A 13,911-nucleotide genomic window follows, 5' to 3' on the forward strand; every position below is an offset into this window, starting at 1 on the left:
GTCAATTCCCCTCGGGACGGTTTTCGAAGTAGGTGGAACGGGTGCCGCGCAGCACGATGTCGAACTTGTAGGCGATGGCATCGAGCGGGACGGAGGCATTCATGTCGAGCGCCGCGACGAGTTGATCAATCGCGCGCGGATCGGGGATGGTCTGGACGATCGGGCATTTCGCGATGAGCGGATCGCCCTCGAAATACATCTGGGTGATGAGGCGCTGGGCAAAGGCGGTGCCGAAAACCGAGACATGGATATGCGCGGGCCGCCAGTTGTTGACCCAGTTGCGCCAGGGGTAGGCACCGGGTTTGATGGTGCGGAACACATAATAGCCGTTCTCGTCGGTCAAGGTGCGCCCGCAGCCGCCGAAATTGGGATCGATCGGCGCGAGGTAGCTGTCCTTTTTGTGGCGATACCGCCCGCCGGCATTGGCCTGCCAGATTTCCACGAGCGTATGGGGCACGGGGCGCGCGTTTTCATCGAGCACGCGGCCATGCACGATGATCCGCTCGCCGATGGGGGTGCCGCCATGGGCGTAGTTGCGGATGAGGTCATTGTCGAGCGCGGCGATGTCATTGTGCCCGAAGGTCGGGCCGGTCAGTTCGCTGGCCGAGGTCTGAAGCGAGAGAAGGGGCAAGCGCGGCGACCGGGCGACGGAGGTCTTGTAATCCGGCGCGAGGGCGGGCGGGTGCCTTGTGCGGTCGCGTTGATAGAGGTCGGTTGCGGTCATGGTCTGTCCTTTTCCATCTCTGCATAGGTGTCTTTGGCCAGTTTGATGGCGTGATTGGCGGCCGGAACCCCGGCGTAGATCGCGACATGCTGGAAAGCCTCGATCACGTCGCGGGGGCTGGCCCCGGTGTTGGCGGTGGCGCGGATATGCATCGGGATTTCCGCGAAATTGCCGGTGGCGGCGAGCAGTGCCAGCGTGAGCATTGAGCGTTCGCGCAAGCTGATGCCGTCGCTGGCCCAGACCGTGCCCCAGGCGGATTCGGTGATGAGGGTCTGAAAGGCCGCGTCGAACTCGGATTTGGCGGCCTCGGCGCGGTTCACGTGGGCGTCGCCCAGAACGCGGCGGCGCACGGCCATGCCGGTGGTATATCGGTCGGTCATCGTCTGGGAATCCCCTTGTGGCGCATCAGGCGTTTCTGGGCGGCGATGCGGAAGGGGGCGTTGGGCGCGCCATAGCCCTGATAGCCGCCCGAGCGCTGGAGGATTTCAAAGAACATGCCGCCTGCGTAGGGGCGCGAATAAAGCTGGTAGAAGGCGCCTGTTGCATCCTCGTCATAAAGGATATTGCCCGCTGCGAGCCGCGCCAGAAGATCGGGCGCGAGATCGAAACGTGCGGCGAGATCGGCGTAGTAATTGGGTGACATCGGCAGCGGTTCAAAGCCACGGGCGGTGAGGGCGCTTGCGGTGGCGAAAATATCGTCGGTGGCCAGTGCGATATGCTGCACCGACGCGCCAAAGCTGTCGGCCAGAAAATTGCCCGCCATGGTGCGGTGGGTTTCCGCGCCATTGAGCGTGATGCGGAAGGCACCATCGGGGGTTTCGAGCGCCTGAGAGCGCACGAGGCCGTCGGGATCGACCACATCGACCATGGGCGATTTGCGCATGTCGAAAAGCGTGGTGTAAAAGAGCGACCACGAGAGCATCTGGTCATAGCTCATGGTCTGGGCCAGATGGTCGATGCGGGTGAGGCCCGCGCCGGTTTGGGCGGGCCGGTCGGGGATGAATTCGACCGACCAGACATCGCTGAGGCCGCTCTTGTCGTCGATGAAATGCAGCACGCTGCCGCTGAGGCCACGGATGGCGGGAATGTCCAGTTCGCCGGGGCCAAGCGGCTGCGAGAAGGGATGCGCGCCAAGGCCTGTGGCGCGGGTGACGGTGGCGGATGCGTCATCCACGGCCAAGCCCACATCGCAGACGGTGGTGCCGTGCATCGTATAGGCGCTGCTGGCGTAGCCGGTGTTTTCGCGGTTGATGACGATGCGGATGTCGCCTTGGGTCCAGAGCGCGAGCTGTTTCGAGATGTGGCGCCCCGCGGGGGCGAAGCCCAGGGTTTGCAGGAGGGATTCGAGCGCTGTCGCCTCGTCGCCGCGGGTGGCGAATTCGACGAAGGACACGCCCTGAACCTGTGCTCGGGCGGGCATTTGCGGAAGGTTGAGGGCGGTATCCGGCTGCCGCCTGCGCACCTCGTCAAGGAGCGCCGTGAGCGAGCGGTAGCCGTCTTCGGCCACGGTGCGGGCGCTGCCGCCGCGAAACTGATCGTTGAAGATTTCGAGCGAGACCGGCCCGGCATAGCCGGTGGCCGCCACCGCCTGCATGAAGGCGGTCACATCCAGATCGCCCTCGCCGGGCATGTTGCGGAAATGACGGGACCAATAGAGCAGGTCCATCTCGATGCGGGGGGCGTCGGCGAGTTGGACAAAGAATATCTTGTCGCCGGGGATGCGGCGGATGGTGTCGGGATCAATGCCGCGCCCGAGGGTATGAAAACTGTCGAGGATGAGGCCGACATTGGCGTGATCGGCACGGCGCACGATTTCCCAGGCGTCGCGGTGATCATTGACATGGCGGCCCCAGGCGAGCGCCTCGAACCCCACGCGCAGGCCGCGTTTCGCGGCGCGTTCCCCAAGCTCGTGAAAGTCCTCGGCGGCGCGGTCGATGCCGCCCAAGGATTGCGGGTGGCAGGAGGAGCACATGAGAATGAGATCGGTGCCCAGTTCCTGCATCAGGTCGAATTTGCGTTCGGCCCGGTCAAAGGCCTTGGCGCGCAGGGGGGCGGGCAGGCCTTCGAAATCGCGGAAGGGCTGAAAGAGGGTGATCTCAAGCCCCATGGCGCGGATCATCTCGCCCACCTCGCGGGGGGCGCCGTCATGGGCGATGAAATCCTGCTCGAAGATCTCGATCCCGTCAAAGCCGGCGGCGGCGATGGCCTCGAGCTTTTCGGGCAGGCTGCCTGAGACCGAGACCGTGGCAATGGAGGTTTTCATGCAGCATCCCCTTCGATGGCGGCGCGCAGGGCGGGCTCGTCGAGCGGCGTTTCGGTGAAGATCGCCCAGGCATCCACGCCCTGGCCGAAGAACAGCTCGTAGCCCGAGATGATCTGCAGCCCGGCGGCGGTGGCGTCGTGCAGGAACTGTGTGTCGACGGGGGTATAGACCGCATCAAAGGCCCATTTGGCCCCGGCCATGGCGGGGGCGGGCAGGGGGGTGCCGCCGATGCCGACCATGCCAAGGGGGGTGCAATTGATGAGGCCATCGGCCCCCATGGCGGCGCTGACGGGATCGGTCGAGACCTCGATTTTTGTGTCGGTGCCAAGGGCGCGCAGGCTGGCGGCCAGTGCCTCGGCCTTGGCGGCATCGAGATCGACGCAGCGGATGGCGGTGGCGTTGAGGCCGATCAGACCGAAGGCCACCGCCTTGCCCACGCCGCCCGTGCCAATGAGGCAGACGGTGCCGGGATTGGCCGTGCCCAGCACCGCCCGATAGGCGCGCATGAAGCCGGTGTAATCGGTGTTGAAGCCCTTCGGGCCGTCCGCGCCAAAGATCACGGTATTGACCGCGCCGATGGCACGCACCAGCGGGTCGGAGACCGTGACGCGGCGGGTCACGAGTTCCTTGTAGGGGTAGGTGATGTTGAGGCCGCGATAGCCTGTTGCCTGCGCCTGATCGAACACCTCGTCAAAGGTGAGGTGCAGGTCGCGCGGGATCAGGCGGTCGTAGGTCACGTCGAGGCCGGTCAACTGGCCCGCCGTGACATGCAGGCGCGGCGATTTCGAGCGGGTGATATTATCGCCGATGAGGCCGAGTTTCACGGCGCGGGTGCGGGTCGTGGTCATGGTCATGCCTTTCGGAAGAGGCGGGTTTTCAGGGCGGTCCAGAGCGGGGTCTGGCTGACGAAGATCAGGATCACCGCCGCAAAGAGGGTGACGGAAAGAGGGCTGGTGAGGATGCCTTCGAAGAAGCGGCCGAGGTCCTCGCGCTCGGAGATGATGGCGCGGCGCCAGTTGTCATCGAGCAGGCGCGACAGGATCACGCCGAGGATGACGGGGCCCAGCGGATAGCCGTAGTGGCGCATGAAGTAGCCAAAGACGCCAAAGCCCAGCATCCAGTAGACATCGGAAATCGCGTTGTTGACCGCATAGGCCCCGACGATGGACAGCAGGAGAATGAGCGGGATGATGACGGCGCGGGGCATTTCCACGATCTTGGTGAAGATGCGGATGCCGGTGAGGCCAAAGATCAGCATGAAGATATTGGCCATGAAGAGCGCACCGACGATGAACCAGAACATATCGGGCTGATCCACCATCAGCATCGGGCCGGGGTTGAGCCCGTGGATGAAAAGCGCGCCGATCATGATGGCGGTGACGGCATCGCCGGGGATGCCCAGCGTCATCATCGGGATGAAGGCCCCGCCCACGGCGGCGTTGTTGGCGGTCTCGGGCGCGACGAGCCCCTCCATCGCGCCTTTTCCAAAGGGGACCTTGGGGGTCTTGGTCACGCGCTTGGCATGGTCATAGGCCATGAGGGCCGCGATGTCGCCGCCCGTGCCGGGCAACGCGCCGATGATCACGCCGATGGTCGAGGTTTGCAGCGAGAGTGGCAGGTATTTGCGGATCACGCCGAAGGAGGGCACGATCCTGGTGATTTTCTGGCGCACGGCGGTCTTGTTGACGTTCTGGAGTTGCAAGAGCGCCTCGGACACGCCGAACATGCCGATCATCACGGCGATGAAGGAAATCCCGCCCTCCATCAGTTGCAGATCGAAGGTGAGGCGTTCGGTGAAGGTGAGCGGATCACGCCCGACCGCGCCGATGGCAAGGCCCAAGGCCCCGGCAAAGATGCCCTTGACCAGAGAGCCCGACGAGAGCGAGCCGACCAAAAGGATGCCCAGAACCGCCAGGAGCATGTAGTCGCGCGGTTGGAACTTGAGCGCAAAGACCGAGACATAGGGCGCGGCGAGGGCCAGAACGAGGATGCCGATCAGCCCGCCGAAAAAGGACATGACGGTGGTCACGCCAATCGCCTGTCCTGCCTCGCCGCGCTGGGCCATGGGATAGCCATCGAGGGCCGTGGCAATGGCCGAGGGCGCGCCGGGGATATTGAGCAGGATCGCCGTGCGCGAGCCGCCATAGACACCGCCCATATAGATGCCGACCATGAGGGAAATCGCCGGATAGACATCCCACGAGAAGGTAAAGGAAATGAGGATCGACACGGCCATCGTGACCGAAAGGCCCGGGATTGCCCCGATATAGATGCCCGCGAAGGTGCCGACGCCGACCAGAAGCAGCAGATCAGGTTGGGTAAAGACCGTGAGAAGGGCGAGAAACGCTTCCATCAGGCGCCCCCCCCGGACAGAAGTGTGCGGAAGACCTGGATGATCTCTGCCTCGGGCACCACGCCGGAGGGCAGGAGCACGGTAAAGATCACGCGGAACACGATCCAGATCACGGCAAGGGCAAAGAGGGCTGTGAGGATGGTCCGGGGCCAGCCCCAGCCGGACAAGAGCCGGATTGCGGCAATCAGAAAGAGGGCTGCGGTGGGCAGGAAGCCAAGAGGTTTCAGAGCGAGGCCGAAGATCACGAGGAAGGCCACGAAGACGAGGACCGTGACCGGCAGGATGTCACGCGCGAGGGTTTCGGTCGTGACCCGCGGCAGGCGCGCGGTGCGCCAGGTGACGACGAGGGCCGCGATGAGCATGACGGCGGTGGTGGCCATGGGCACCGAGCCGGGGGCCGAGAGGGCGTCAAACCCGGAAATTGCGTAGGCGTTGTAGAGCAGGATCGCGCTGGCACCCGTGAGGAAGAGGGCAAAGCCCAACTCGCCGGGTCTGCGCTCGGCAGGGTATCCGCCGGGGGTTGCGTCGGACGTGCCGTCGTGGTGGTCCTGATCGCCTCTGAATTCGGGGTCCATGCGGGTCTCCTCCGTTGACGTGGCGGTGATCGTGCAGGCCATGTGCCGCCCAGCCCAAAGCCGTCGGCGGGATGCCGATGCGCTGACTCACGATCTGTCTGATTTGAGGCAACAGCGAGATCGAAAGTCACGCGTGTTGTGTCTGTGCGGCGCGCGGCGCGGGCCGGGGAGTGGCTGGCCCAGCGGCCAGCCACGCGGTCAGGGTTTACTGGCCCGGACGGGCGATGCCGAACTCTTCCGGCGAGGCCTTGGTCAGACCTGCGTCTTGCAGGAGCCATGCGGTGTTTTGCTGCCAGGTGGTCAGGAACTCGGCGGCGGCGTCGCCGCTGATCGACATCATGGTGAAGCCGCGGCCATCCATCAGCGACAGGAAGTCGGGGTTCTGCGCGCCCGTGGCATAGGCCTCGGTCAGTTTGGCCACCACGTCATCGGGGGTGCCTTTGGGGACGAAGACGCCAAAGAACGGACCCCAGGGCAGATAGGTGCTGTAGCCGTCGTTGAAGGAGGTGACGGTGGGCACGTCGGGCAGCTTGGGGCTGGCCTCGGTGTCGAAGATCGCCAGCGGTTTCATCGCCCCGGCGCGGATCGACTCGATGGCGGCCCCGAGAACGGCGGGCATCACGTCGATGGCGCCGCTCTGGAGCGCGGTGAGGGCAGGGCCGTCGCCGTCATAGGGGATGGCTGTCACGTCGAGTTCGCCTTCGACGGTGTTCATCATCGCGGTGACGACGGAGGGCACGCCGCCCGGACCGGTGGAGCCGAGGCGCAACTCGCCCGGATTGGCCTTGATGAAATCCATCATGCCGGCGTAATCGTCGAAAGGTGCGTCGTTGCGGGCCACGAGAATGGGTGTGCCGCGCGCGAGAATGTTGATCGGGGTGAATTCCGAGTAATCCTTGTCGCCAAGGCCCATCACCTTGTAGAGCAGCGGGTTTTCGGCGCCCATCAGCAGCGTGTAGCCATCGGCATCCGAGCCTGCGACATGGTTGAGGGCAATCGCGCCCACGGCGCCGGTCATGTTCTGCATGACCACGGTGCCACCCAGCACGGCTTCGGCATGGGGGGTGACGGCGCGCATCACGGTGTCGGTCGAGCCCCCGGCCCCCCACTGGATGATGCCCTGAATTTCCTTGGCGGGGTAGTCTTGCGCGGTCGCGACGGCGGCACTGAGGCCGAACGCAACGAAGGCGCCAATCAATTTACGAGACATCTCTGTCCTCCCTGGATTTCAACGCTGACGATTCGCTCCTCGCATCGCCAGTTGATCCCTTTATGTACCTTGGGGTTAATTTGTCAAGAAAAATGGACCTGCGGGTTAAATTCGTGCTATCCAATAAGGAATCAGAGTTTGAAATGAGGCGGTTGCATGGACGCGTCCGAGGGCGGTGCAGGCCAGAAGCGCAAGACATCGTGGAAGAAAGACCCCGAGGCGGTGCGCCGGGACATTCTGCATATCGCCACGCAGGAATTCGCGGCGCATGGGCTGTCGGGGGCCAATATCAACGAGATCGCGCGCCAGACCTCTACTTCCAAGCGGATGATCTACTATTACTTCGGTGACAAGGAAGGTCTCTATCAGGCGGTGCTGGAGGGGGTCTATGCCACGCTGCGCGCGCGCGAGGACGATCTGGATGTAGCCGGGCTCGAGCCGGTGGCGGCGCTGCGGCGGCTGATCGAGGCCACCTTCGAGGCGCATGTGACCGCGCCGCATTTCATCCGGCTGGTGATGATCGAGAACATCCACAACGCCGAATATCTGCGCAAATCCGAGATCGTGCCACGCCTGAACCGCTCGATCATCGACAAGCTCGAGGATGTCTGCGCGCGGGGCAAGGCGGCGGGGCTGTTCCGGGCGGGGGTGGATGCGCTGGAGCTGCATTGGCTGACGAGTTCGTTCAGCTTCTACAACGTGTCGAACCGGGCGACTTTTTCGACGTCGTTCGGCAACGATCTCTATGCCGAGGGGCGGCAGGCGGCGCTGTTGGAACGGTTGGTCGACATGGTGCTGGCCAGCGTGGTGATCGGCTATGAGCCGCGAAGCTGGAGCGCCTCTGTCTGACGTGGGGCTGGCGCGGCACACACGAAACGGGCCGGGCGTGAACGCCCGACCCGCATCACGTTCGGATTTTTCGGGGGCGTTTCAGCCCTTCCACTCTTTCATCGCTTCGAACTCTTCGATGGTGAGGCTGGTCGTGGCCTCGAGAGTATCGGTCTCGCCTGCCTGATCGCGGCTGATCTCGATTTCTTCAAACGCGACCGCGACCGGCTTTTCGCCCAGCCCGAGGAAGCCGCCCACGTCGACGATGACCTGCTCGACCTGACCGTCATCGGTCAGCACGATGTCGGAGATTTCGCCGACACGCTCGTCGGTGGCGTCGAAGAGCGCCACGCCTTCGAGGTCCTCGGCGGTCAGCGCGGTGCGCTCCTCATCGGTCAGTTGCGGCATCACGCCCGCATCGGCGCTGCTGTCGGTGTTGGCTTTGGTTGCGGAGTGGTCGCTCGACACATCAGAGGATTCCGTCACGCTCGGGCTGGTCTGGTCCGTGGTTTCGGCCTGCGCCACGGCTGGCATTGCGGTCAGAGCGACGATGGCGGTGGTTGCGAGAATACGTTTCATTGCTTGAACTCCTCAGTCCTGCGTTGAAGGGATGCTGCGGGGATGCAGCGCCCTGTTCACCCAACCATCGGTGACGCGGAAAGTTTCTCGTACGGGGTGAAAAAACATATGAAAATCAGAGGGAACATTGATCGCCCTCATACGTTTCATGACTGCAGGCCCCGTTTGAATCCGGGGGGATTATCCGATGCGCCGCGCGCGGCGCGCGAAGTAAGATTGGAGTTTGGACGATGCTTGAGATCACCGGCATTGGCGGGATCATTCTGTTGATCCTCGATATTTGGGCCATCATTTCGGTTGTGGGGTCGGGGGCGACCACGGGCAAGAAGGTGCTCTGGGTTGTGTTGGTCCTGTTGCTGCCGCTTTTGGGCTTTATCCTCTGGCTATTGTTCGGGCCGCGCTCTGGCCGGGCGTGACGCCGGCCTTGCGGCAGGGCATCCTTTCTTTGGTGGCTCCGAATTTTTCAGGGAACCGAATGGCGGGATGCGCGTTGCAAAAATATGGTCGGCGTGATGCGCCGACCGTCCGGAGCCTGACAGTCATCCCCCAAGATGCAAGCCAAGCTCTGCCGCACCCGGCCCGTGTCCCTGGGGTGCGTGCCCCCGCCTGTCCCGGCGGGGGCATTTACGACAGATCGTTCGGGAGACCGGACCTGGATTCAACCTCTGATCGGCAGGACAATGACCCAAGGCAGGCCCGCGCAGGGTGATACAGCAGCAGATGCGATCACGGACCTTGAGGTTCTGATTACCGCGGAAGAGGCGTATCCGGCTTTGGAACGCGCCTTTTTGCAGGCGCAGACCGAGATTTCGGCCTGTTTCCGGGTTTTCGATTTGCGGACGCGCCTGCGTTCGGCCGAGGCGCGCGCGATCGGTGCGACGTGGTTCGATCTTGTCGTTCACACGCTTGACCGCGGGGTGGCGATCCGGCTTGTCGTGTCGGATTTCGATCCGATTGCCGCGGTGCATCTGCACCGGTTGGCATGGCAGACCCTGCGTCAGATCGCGGCGGTTCGGGAAATGGCGAAGCCAGAGGCGCGGCTCGACTTTACCGTGGCGCTGCATGCGGCCAAGAGCGGGATATTCCCCCGCCTGCTGCTCTATCCGCTGGTGCGGATGAAAATCCGCGAGATGTTGGACCGCTGGTGCCACATGAACAAGGACGAGCGCGAGCGGTTCCGGGTCGAGACGCCGCGCTTGCGCAGCCTTTGCCGTGTGGATGAACGGGATCAACTGTGTTTCCCGATGCGATTGATGGACCTGCATCCGGCGACGCATCATCAGAAGCTGGCGGTGTTCGACCGCCGTCTGGTTTATATCGGCGGTCTCGATCTGAATGAGCGGCGGTATGACACCAAGGACCATCGCCAAGAGCCGAACCAGACCTGGCATGATGTGCAGGTTCTGGCGACGGGCAGGGTCGCCGAGGCAGCACAGGCACATCTGGAGGGATTTCTGGCAGCGGTTGCGCGCAGATCCGAGCCGCCGCCGCAGGTGCCGGGATTTCTGCGCACGCTGTCGCGCCGCCGGTTGAGCGCGCCGATGCGATTGTCACCGCATCGTGTCCTGCGCGAGATCGAGCGCGCGCATACGGGGGCTATCGCATCGGCGGAGCGGCTGATCTATCTGGAAACGCAGTATTTTCGGCATGTGCCTCTGGCGCGGGCCTTGGCGCGGCGGGCGGGGCAATGCCCGGACCTGCGCCTGATCCTTGTTCTGCCGGCGGCCCCCGAGGAAGTGGCGTTTTCGAGCGATCCGGGGCTCGACGGACGGTTTGGCGAGCATCAGCAGGCGCGGGCGCTGGCCTATCTCAAGGCGGCGTTCGGGCCTGAGCGGCTGGTGATCGCATCGCCGGTGCAGCCGCGCGCCAGCGACAGCGCTGCGCGTGATGCGCTGGAGGGCGCGCCGCTGATCTATGTGCATTCCAAGGTTTCGATCTTTGACGAGGCGGAGGCGATCGTTTCTTCGGCCAATCTCAACGGACGCAGCATGAGATGGGACACCGAAGCGGGGCTGCATGTGACCCGGAGCGATCATGTCGCCGAAATCAGGGCAAAGGTGATGGGCTGCTGGGTGCCGAAGGAGGCGGATGCATCGTTTCTCGACATCGAGACAGCCTTTGACGCGTGGCAGCGCATGGTCGCAAGCAACAGCGTGCTGCCGCCGCAGCATCGTGCGGGATTCCTGGTGGATTACGATTCGGACGCCGCCCAGGCGATTGCGACGCCCCTGCCGGGGATGCCTGAAGAGGTGGTTTAGGGCGCGGGCGTGGGTGCGGTGCCGTCGACCGTGAAGATGTCGAGAAGGGCGAGGGCGATGACCAGGACCGGGATCGCGATGATGCCACCGATGGGCCCCCACAGCCAGAGCCAGAACACCAGCGACACGAAGATCAGCAGCGGGCTGACGGAAATGTGGCGTCCGACCAGGGCGGGGGTTGCGAACTGGGCCTCAAGCATGTTGAGCGCGAGAAAGATCGCCGGGGGCGCCAGGACCATCAGATCGTCAAAGGCCACGATGCCCGCCACGAGCAGCCCCGCAGTCACGGTCATTGGCCCCACGTAGAGCACGAAATTGAGCAGGGCCGCGACCATGGCCCAGACGAAAGGCCCCGGCAGGTTGATCAGCAGAAGCGCCCCGCCCAAGGCCGCACCAAGGCCGGCATTTATGCTGGAAATCGCAAGAAAATAGCGGGCGACCAGCCGTTCGGCATTGGTAAACCGGCGCTGAAGGTCGGCGGTATCGTCCGGGGTGCCGATCCAGAGCGACAGCCACGCGTACATGCCCTTGCGGGTCAGCAGGAAGAAGAAAAGCGTGCCGCAGAAAACGAGCGCCTGCGCCAGAACCACCGGGGCCATGAAGAGCGCGCTTGTGATACTTGGTATGCTGCCGCCTTCCCCGGTGTCCTTGGCGGGGGTCGGGGCGGCCCCTAGTGCGGCTTCGACCTCTCGGTTGATTTCTTCCAGACCGCGAATGAGGCTGCTGAATTCCGCGATGATCGAGCGGAGTTCGTATTGGATGCGCGGCAGTTCTTCGGCGATCTGCCAGATCACGGGTTCGGCCAGGATGGCCAGGATGGCAATGGCCGAGACCCCGAGGATCAACACGGTCGAGGCGGCGAGACCCGGGGAAAAGCCGATGCGCTCGAAGGCATCCGTGACGGGGGCGAGCATGACCCCGGTGACGATGGCCAGGGTCATCGGTGCGAAGATGTCCGCGCCGATCTTGAGGGCGGCAAAGCTGAGGATGAGTGCGATCACGATCACCGCCACGCGCTGAGCCGGATCACCGTGGACGGAAAACCTGTGCATGAAGCCCCAACGCCGCCGCGGCGATTTTGTTCCGCCGTGGTTCCACAATTCTCAGATCAGCGGGCGGGTCATCGGCTTGCGGTCACTTTCGAGCCGGGCGATGCGGCAGAGCTTGTCGCGGTCATTGACGGTCAACAGGCCGTTTTGCCACGTCGCCGCGCGCTCTTGGCGCAGGCGCTTGAGCATCTTGTTGACATGAACGACCGAAAGGCCGAGCGCATCCGCGAGATCCTGTTGCCGGTAGGGCAGCGGCATTTCCGATCCGCGGGCCAGACCGACGGCCGCACCCCGGTCAAAGAGCCGCACGAAGGCGCGCGCGATGCGTTCAAGCCCGCTCATATGGCCGAGGATGGCGAGGCTCTCGCCCAAGAGGTGTTCCTCGACGGCGGCAAGCCATGTGAGGTCATAGGCGCGGTCGGGATGGTCGCGAAAGAGCGTCCAGAGGCGTTTGCGGTCAAAGACGCAGAGTTTCATGTCGGTCGTGGCCTCGACCGAATGTTGCATCTCCTGCATGACCCCGGCCTGAAGGCCTATGAAATCGCCGGGCACCACGAAGTTGATGACTTGTCGTTCGCCCGAAATGAGCGTCTTGTAGCGCAGGCCCATGCCGCTGAGGGCGGTATAGAGTTGCGGGCTGTTGGAGGCCTCAAGCATCAGGGTGGTTCCACCCTCGACCTTGAGTTCGCCGGTTTTGAAGCCTTGCATGAAGGCCACCTCTGTGGCGGTCATGGGGGCAAAGATGGGGCGGGTGCGCAGGGGGCAATTCTGACAATCCGTGGGCATGAAAAAAATACTCCGTCGAGATGTCATAGTTTAATGCGGAAACTCGGAATATGTTCCAGATTTAGGGATGTTTGGACCTGACCCTATGAAAGAGCCCCTGATGCCCTACGACGAGAGGACGCCGCCGGAGCCGCCGGTCTATATTGTCATGGACAGTAACCTGTTGATTGCAGAGGATCTCTGCGGGTCGCTACAGGCGACCGGGCCCTGTCGCGTGATCAGCGTGTCGCACCCGGATGAGTTGATTCGCGTTCTCGGAGAGGAGTTGCGGGTCTCGGCGGCATTTCTGGAAATGCGCTATGATCAGGTGATCGCGTCGGAGCTGGATGGCGCGCTTGGCCAGCGCGGTGCGCGTATCGTGCTGACGATGGGCGAAGAGGACGAGATCAGGGTCGCCAAGCAGGGTTGGGCCATGCTGATCCGGCCCTTTACCGAAGACATGGTGCGCGGTGTCTTGCGCCCGGTGGTCGAGGAGGGGTGACGCGGCGCTGCCCGCTCAGGAGCGCGGCGCGCGCGCCTCGCGTCCGGCCGCCAACCCCATGGCAAAACCCTCGGCCACCTGTAGAAACGGGTCTTTGGCGGCGCGCTCTTCTGGTGCGGCTTCGGCCTCGGTTGACTGAGAGCCAAGGGCCAGGAAGCAAAACCCGAGGATCAGATAGAGCGTGCCGATGACGGCATGTGCGACAAGCGCGCTCTCGTAGGTGGCGATCAGGATCCAGAGGGCCACGGTGAGAAATCCGAGGCCCGCCAGCCCGAAGACAACACCTGCGACGGTAAAGGCCGCCGCGCGCGCGGCATTGCGCGCACGGCGGCGGACTTGGGCGACCAGACCGCGCATCGGTTATTTCCGGCCTGTGAGGAACCCGAGCAGAAAGCCCACCCCCACTGCCAGGCCAACGGCAGCCGCGGGCTGATTGCGCACGGCGTCGGCCGCTTGCTGCCCCATGTCTTCGGCGCGGTGCTGTGCGGCGTGCAGTTGTTCGGAGCCGGCATCGCGCAATTGCGACACCTTGCGGCGTGCGCCATCCACGGCCGCATCCCGGCTGGAGCCGCCAAGCGCTGCGAGGCTCTTGGAAATGGCAGAGATGTCTTCTCGCAATGTCGAAATCTGCTGGGAGAGGTGATCCATCTCGTCTTGCGGCGATGTGTCGGCGGTTTTTGCCTGAGCCATGGGGTGTCCTTTCACGTTGCTTCAGAAAGTTCAACGCGGACGGGCGCGCAGGGTTCCGGGACTATCGGGAAAAAATGATCTCTGGGGGAAAAGCCGGTCTGCCGGGAACCAAACA

General features: G+C 63.7%; 16 protein-coding genes. 4 read left to right on the plus strand and 12 right to left on the minus strand.

The window, feature by feature from the left end; genetic code table 11:
- Position 1 precedes the first annotated feature (1 nt).
- From pcaH to MVC20_RS15220, 7 genes are all read right to left on the minus strand, one after another.
- Entirely contained in the window at positions 2 to 724 is a 723-nt protein-coding gene (pcaH, locus tag MVC20_RS15190) for a protocatechuate 3,4-dioxygenase subunit beta (protein ID WP_297542875.1), read from the minus strand.
- Complete coding sequence (gene pcaC, locus MVC20_RS15195) at positions 721 to 1,104, minus strand: 4-carboxymuconolactone decarboxylase (protein ID WP_297542877.1); 384 nt, start codon at positions 1,102 to 1,104, stop codon at positions 721 to 723. The genes pcaH and pcaC overlap by 4 nt, the downstream gene beginning before the upstream one ends.
- The gene (locus tag MVC20_RS15200; RefSeq protein ID WP_297542879.1) at positions 1,101 to 2,987 is read right to left on the minus strand and encodes a sugar phosphate isomerase/epimerase and 4-hydroxyphenylpyruvate domain-containing protein; all 1,887 of its coding nucleotides are present in this window, start codon (positions 2,985 to 2,987) and stop codon (positions 1,101 to 1,103) included. The genes pcaC and MVC20_RS15200 overlap by 4 nt, the downstream gene beginning before the upstream one ends.
- Positions 2,984 to 3,835 (minus strand): shikimate dehydrogenase, encoded by an 852-nt coding sequence (locus MVC20_RS15205; RefSeq protein WP_297542880.1) that lies wholly within the window; start codon positions 3,833 to 3,835, stop codon positions 2,984 to 2,986. Before MVC20_RS15205 ends, MVC20_RS15200 begins: the two co-directional genes overlap by 4 nt.
- Positions 3,836 to 3,837: 2 nt before the next feature.
- Positions 3,838 to 5,340 (minus strand): tripartite tricarboxylate transporter permease, encoded by a 1,503-nt coding sequence (locus MVC20_RS15210; RefSeq protein ID WP_297542881.1) that lies wholly within the window; start codon positions 5,338 to 5,340, stop codon positions 3,838 to 3,840.
- Positions 5,340 to 5,915 (minus strand): tripartite tricarboxylate transporter TctB family protein, encoded by a 576-nt coding sequence (locus tag MVC20_RS15215; RefSeq protein WP_297542883.1) that lies wholly within the window; start codon positions 5,913 to 5,915, stop codon positions 5,340 to 5,342. The genes MVC20_RS15210 and MVC20_RS15215 overlap by 1 nt, the downstream gene beginning before the upstream one ends.
- A 205-nt stretch (positions 5,916 to 6,120) precedes the next feature.
- On the minus strand, positions 6,121 to 7,125 hold the full coding sequence (locus tag MVC20_RS15220; protein WP_297542885.1) for a tripartite tricarboxylate transporter substrate binding protein: 1,005 nt from the start codon (positions 7,123 to 7,125) through the stop codon (positions 6,121 to 6,123).
- A gap of 156 nt (positions 7,126 to 7,281) precedes the next feature.
- On the opposite strand from MVC20_RS15220, the gene MVC20_RS15225 reads away from it, so the two are divergent.
- Positions 7,282 to 7,974, plus strand: a complete 693-nt coding sequence (locus MVC20_RS15225; RefSeq protein WP_297542887.1) for a TetR family transcriptional regulator — start codon at positions 7,282 to 7,284, stop codon at positions 7,972 to 7,974.
- Positions 7,975 to 8,055: 81 nt separating this feature from the next.
- Here the strand turns inward: MVC20_RS15225 and MVC20_RS15230 are convergent, their stop codons facing one another.
- The gene (locus MVC20_RS15230) at positions 8,056 to 8,532 is read right to left on the minus strand and encodes a PRC-barrel domain-containing protein (RefSeq protein ID WP_297542889.1); all 477 of its coding nucleotides are present in this window, start codon (positions 8,530 to 8,532) and stop codon (positions 8,056 to 8,058) included.
- 230 nt (positions 8,533 to 8,762) lie between these two features.
- Here MVC20_RS15230 and MVC20_RS15235 point away from each other — a divergent pair, with 230 nt between their 5' ends.
- Both MVC20_RS15235 and MVC20_RS15240 read left to right on the plus strand, forming a co-directional pair.
- Entirely contained in the window at positions 8,763 to 8,948 is a 186-nt protein-coding gene (locus tag MVC20_RS15235; protein WP_297542891.1) for a PLDc N-terminal domain-containing protein, read from the plus strand.
- A gap of 264 nt (positions 8,949 to 9,212) precedes the next feature.
- On the plus strand, positions 9,213 to 10,790 hold the full coding sequence (locus tag MVC20_RS15240) for a phospholipase D family protein (RefSeq protein ID WP_297542892.1): 1,578 nt from the start codon (positions 9,213 to 9,215) through the stop codon (positions 10,788 to 10,790).
- Here the strand turns inward: MVC20_RS15240 and MVC20_RS15245 are convergent.
- Complete coding sequence (locus tag MVC20_RS15245) at positions 10,787 to 11,842, minus strand: AI-2E family transporter (RefSeq protein WP_297542894.1); 1,056 nt, start codon at positions 11,840 to 11,842, stop codon at positions 10,787 to 10,789. The two genes, MVC20_RS15240 and MVC20_RS15245, sit on opposite strands and share 4 nt — an antisense overlap.
- Before the next feature lie 51 nt (positions 11,843 to 11,893).
- Positions 11,894 to 12,625, minus strand: coding sequence for a Crp/Fnr family transcriptional regulator (locus tag MVC20_RS15250; protein ID WP_297542896.1), 732 nt, complete (start codon positions 12,623 to 12,625; stop codon positions 11,894 to 11,896).
- Positions 12,626 to 12,725: 100 nt separating this feature from the next.
- Here MVC20_RS15250 and MVC20_RS15255 point away from each other — a divergent pair, with 100 nt between their 5' ends.
- Positions 12,726 to 13,106 (plus strand): hypothetical protein, encoded by a 381-nt coding sequence (locus tag MVC20_RS15255; RefSeq protein WP_297542898.1) that lies wholly within the window; start codon positions 12,726 to 12,728, stop codon positions 13,104 to 13,106.
- 15 nt (positions 13,107 to 13,121) lie between these two features.
- Here the strand turns inward: MVC20_RS15255 and MVC20_RS15260 are convergent, their stop codons facing one another.
- Both MVC20_RS15260 and MVC20_RS15265 read right to left on the minus strand, forming a co-directional pair.
- Complete coding sequence (locus MVC20_RS15260; protein ID WP_297542900.1) at positions 13,122 to 13,463, minus strand: phage holin family protein; 342 nt, start codon at positions 13,461 to 13,463, stop codon at positions 13,122 to 13,124.
- 3 nt (positions 13,464 to 13,466) lie between these two features.
- Entirely contained in the window at positions 13,467 to 13,796 is a 330-nt protein-coding gene (locus MVC20_RS15265) for a hypothetical protein (protein ID WP_297542902.1), read from the minus strand.
- Positions 13,797 to 13,911 lie beyond the last annotated feature (115 nt).

The sequence above is a fragment of the Roseovarius sp. genome, from assembly GCF_027019125.1.
In the GTDB taxonomy this organism is placed as follows: domain Bacteria; phylum Pseudomonadota; class Alphaproteobacteria; order Rhodobacterales; family Rhodobacteraceae; genus Roseovarius.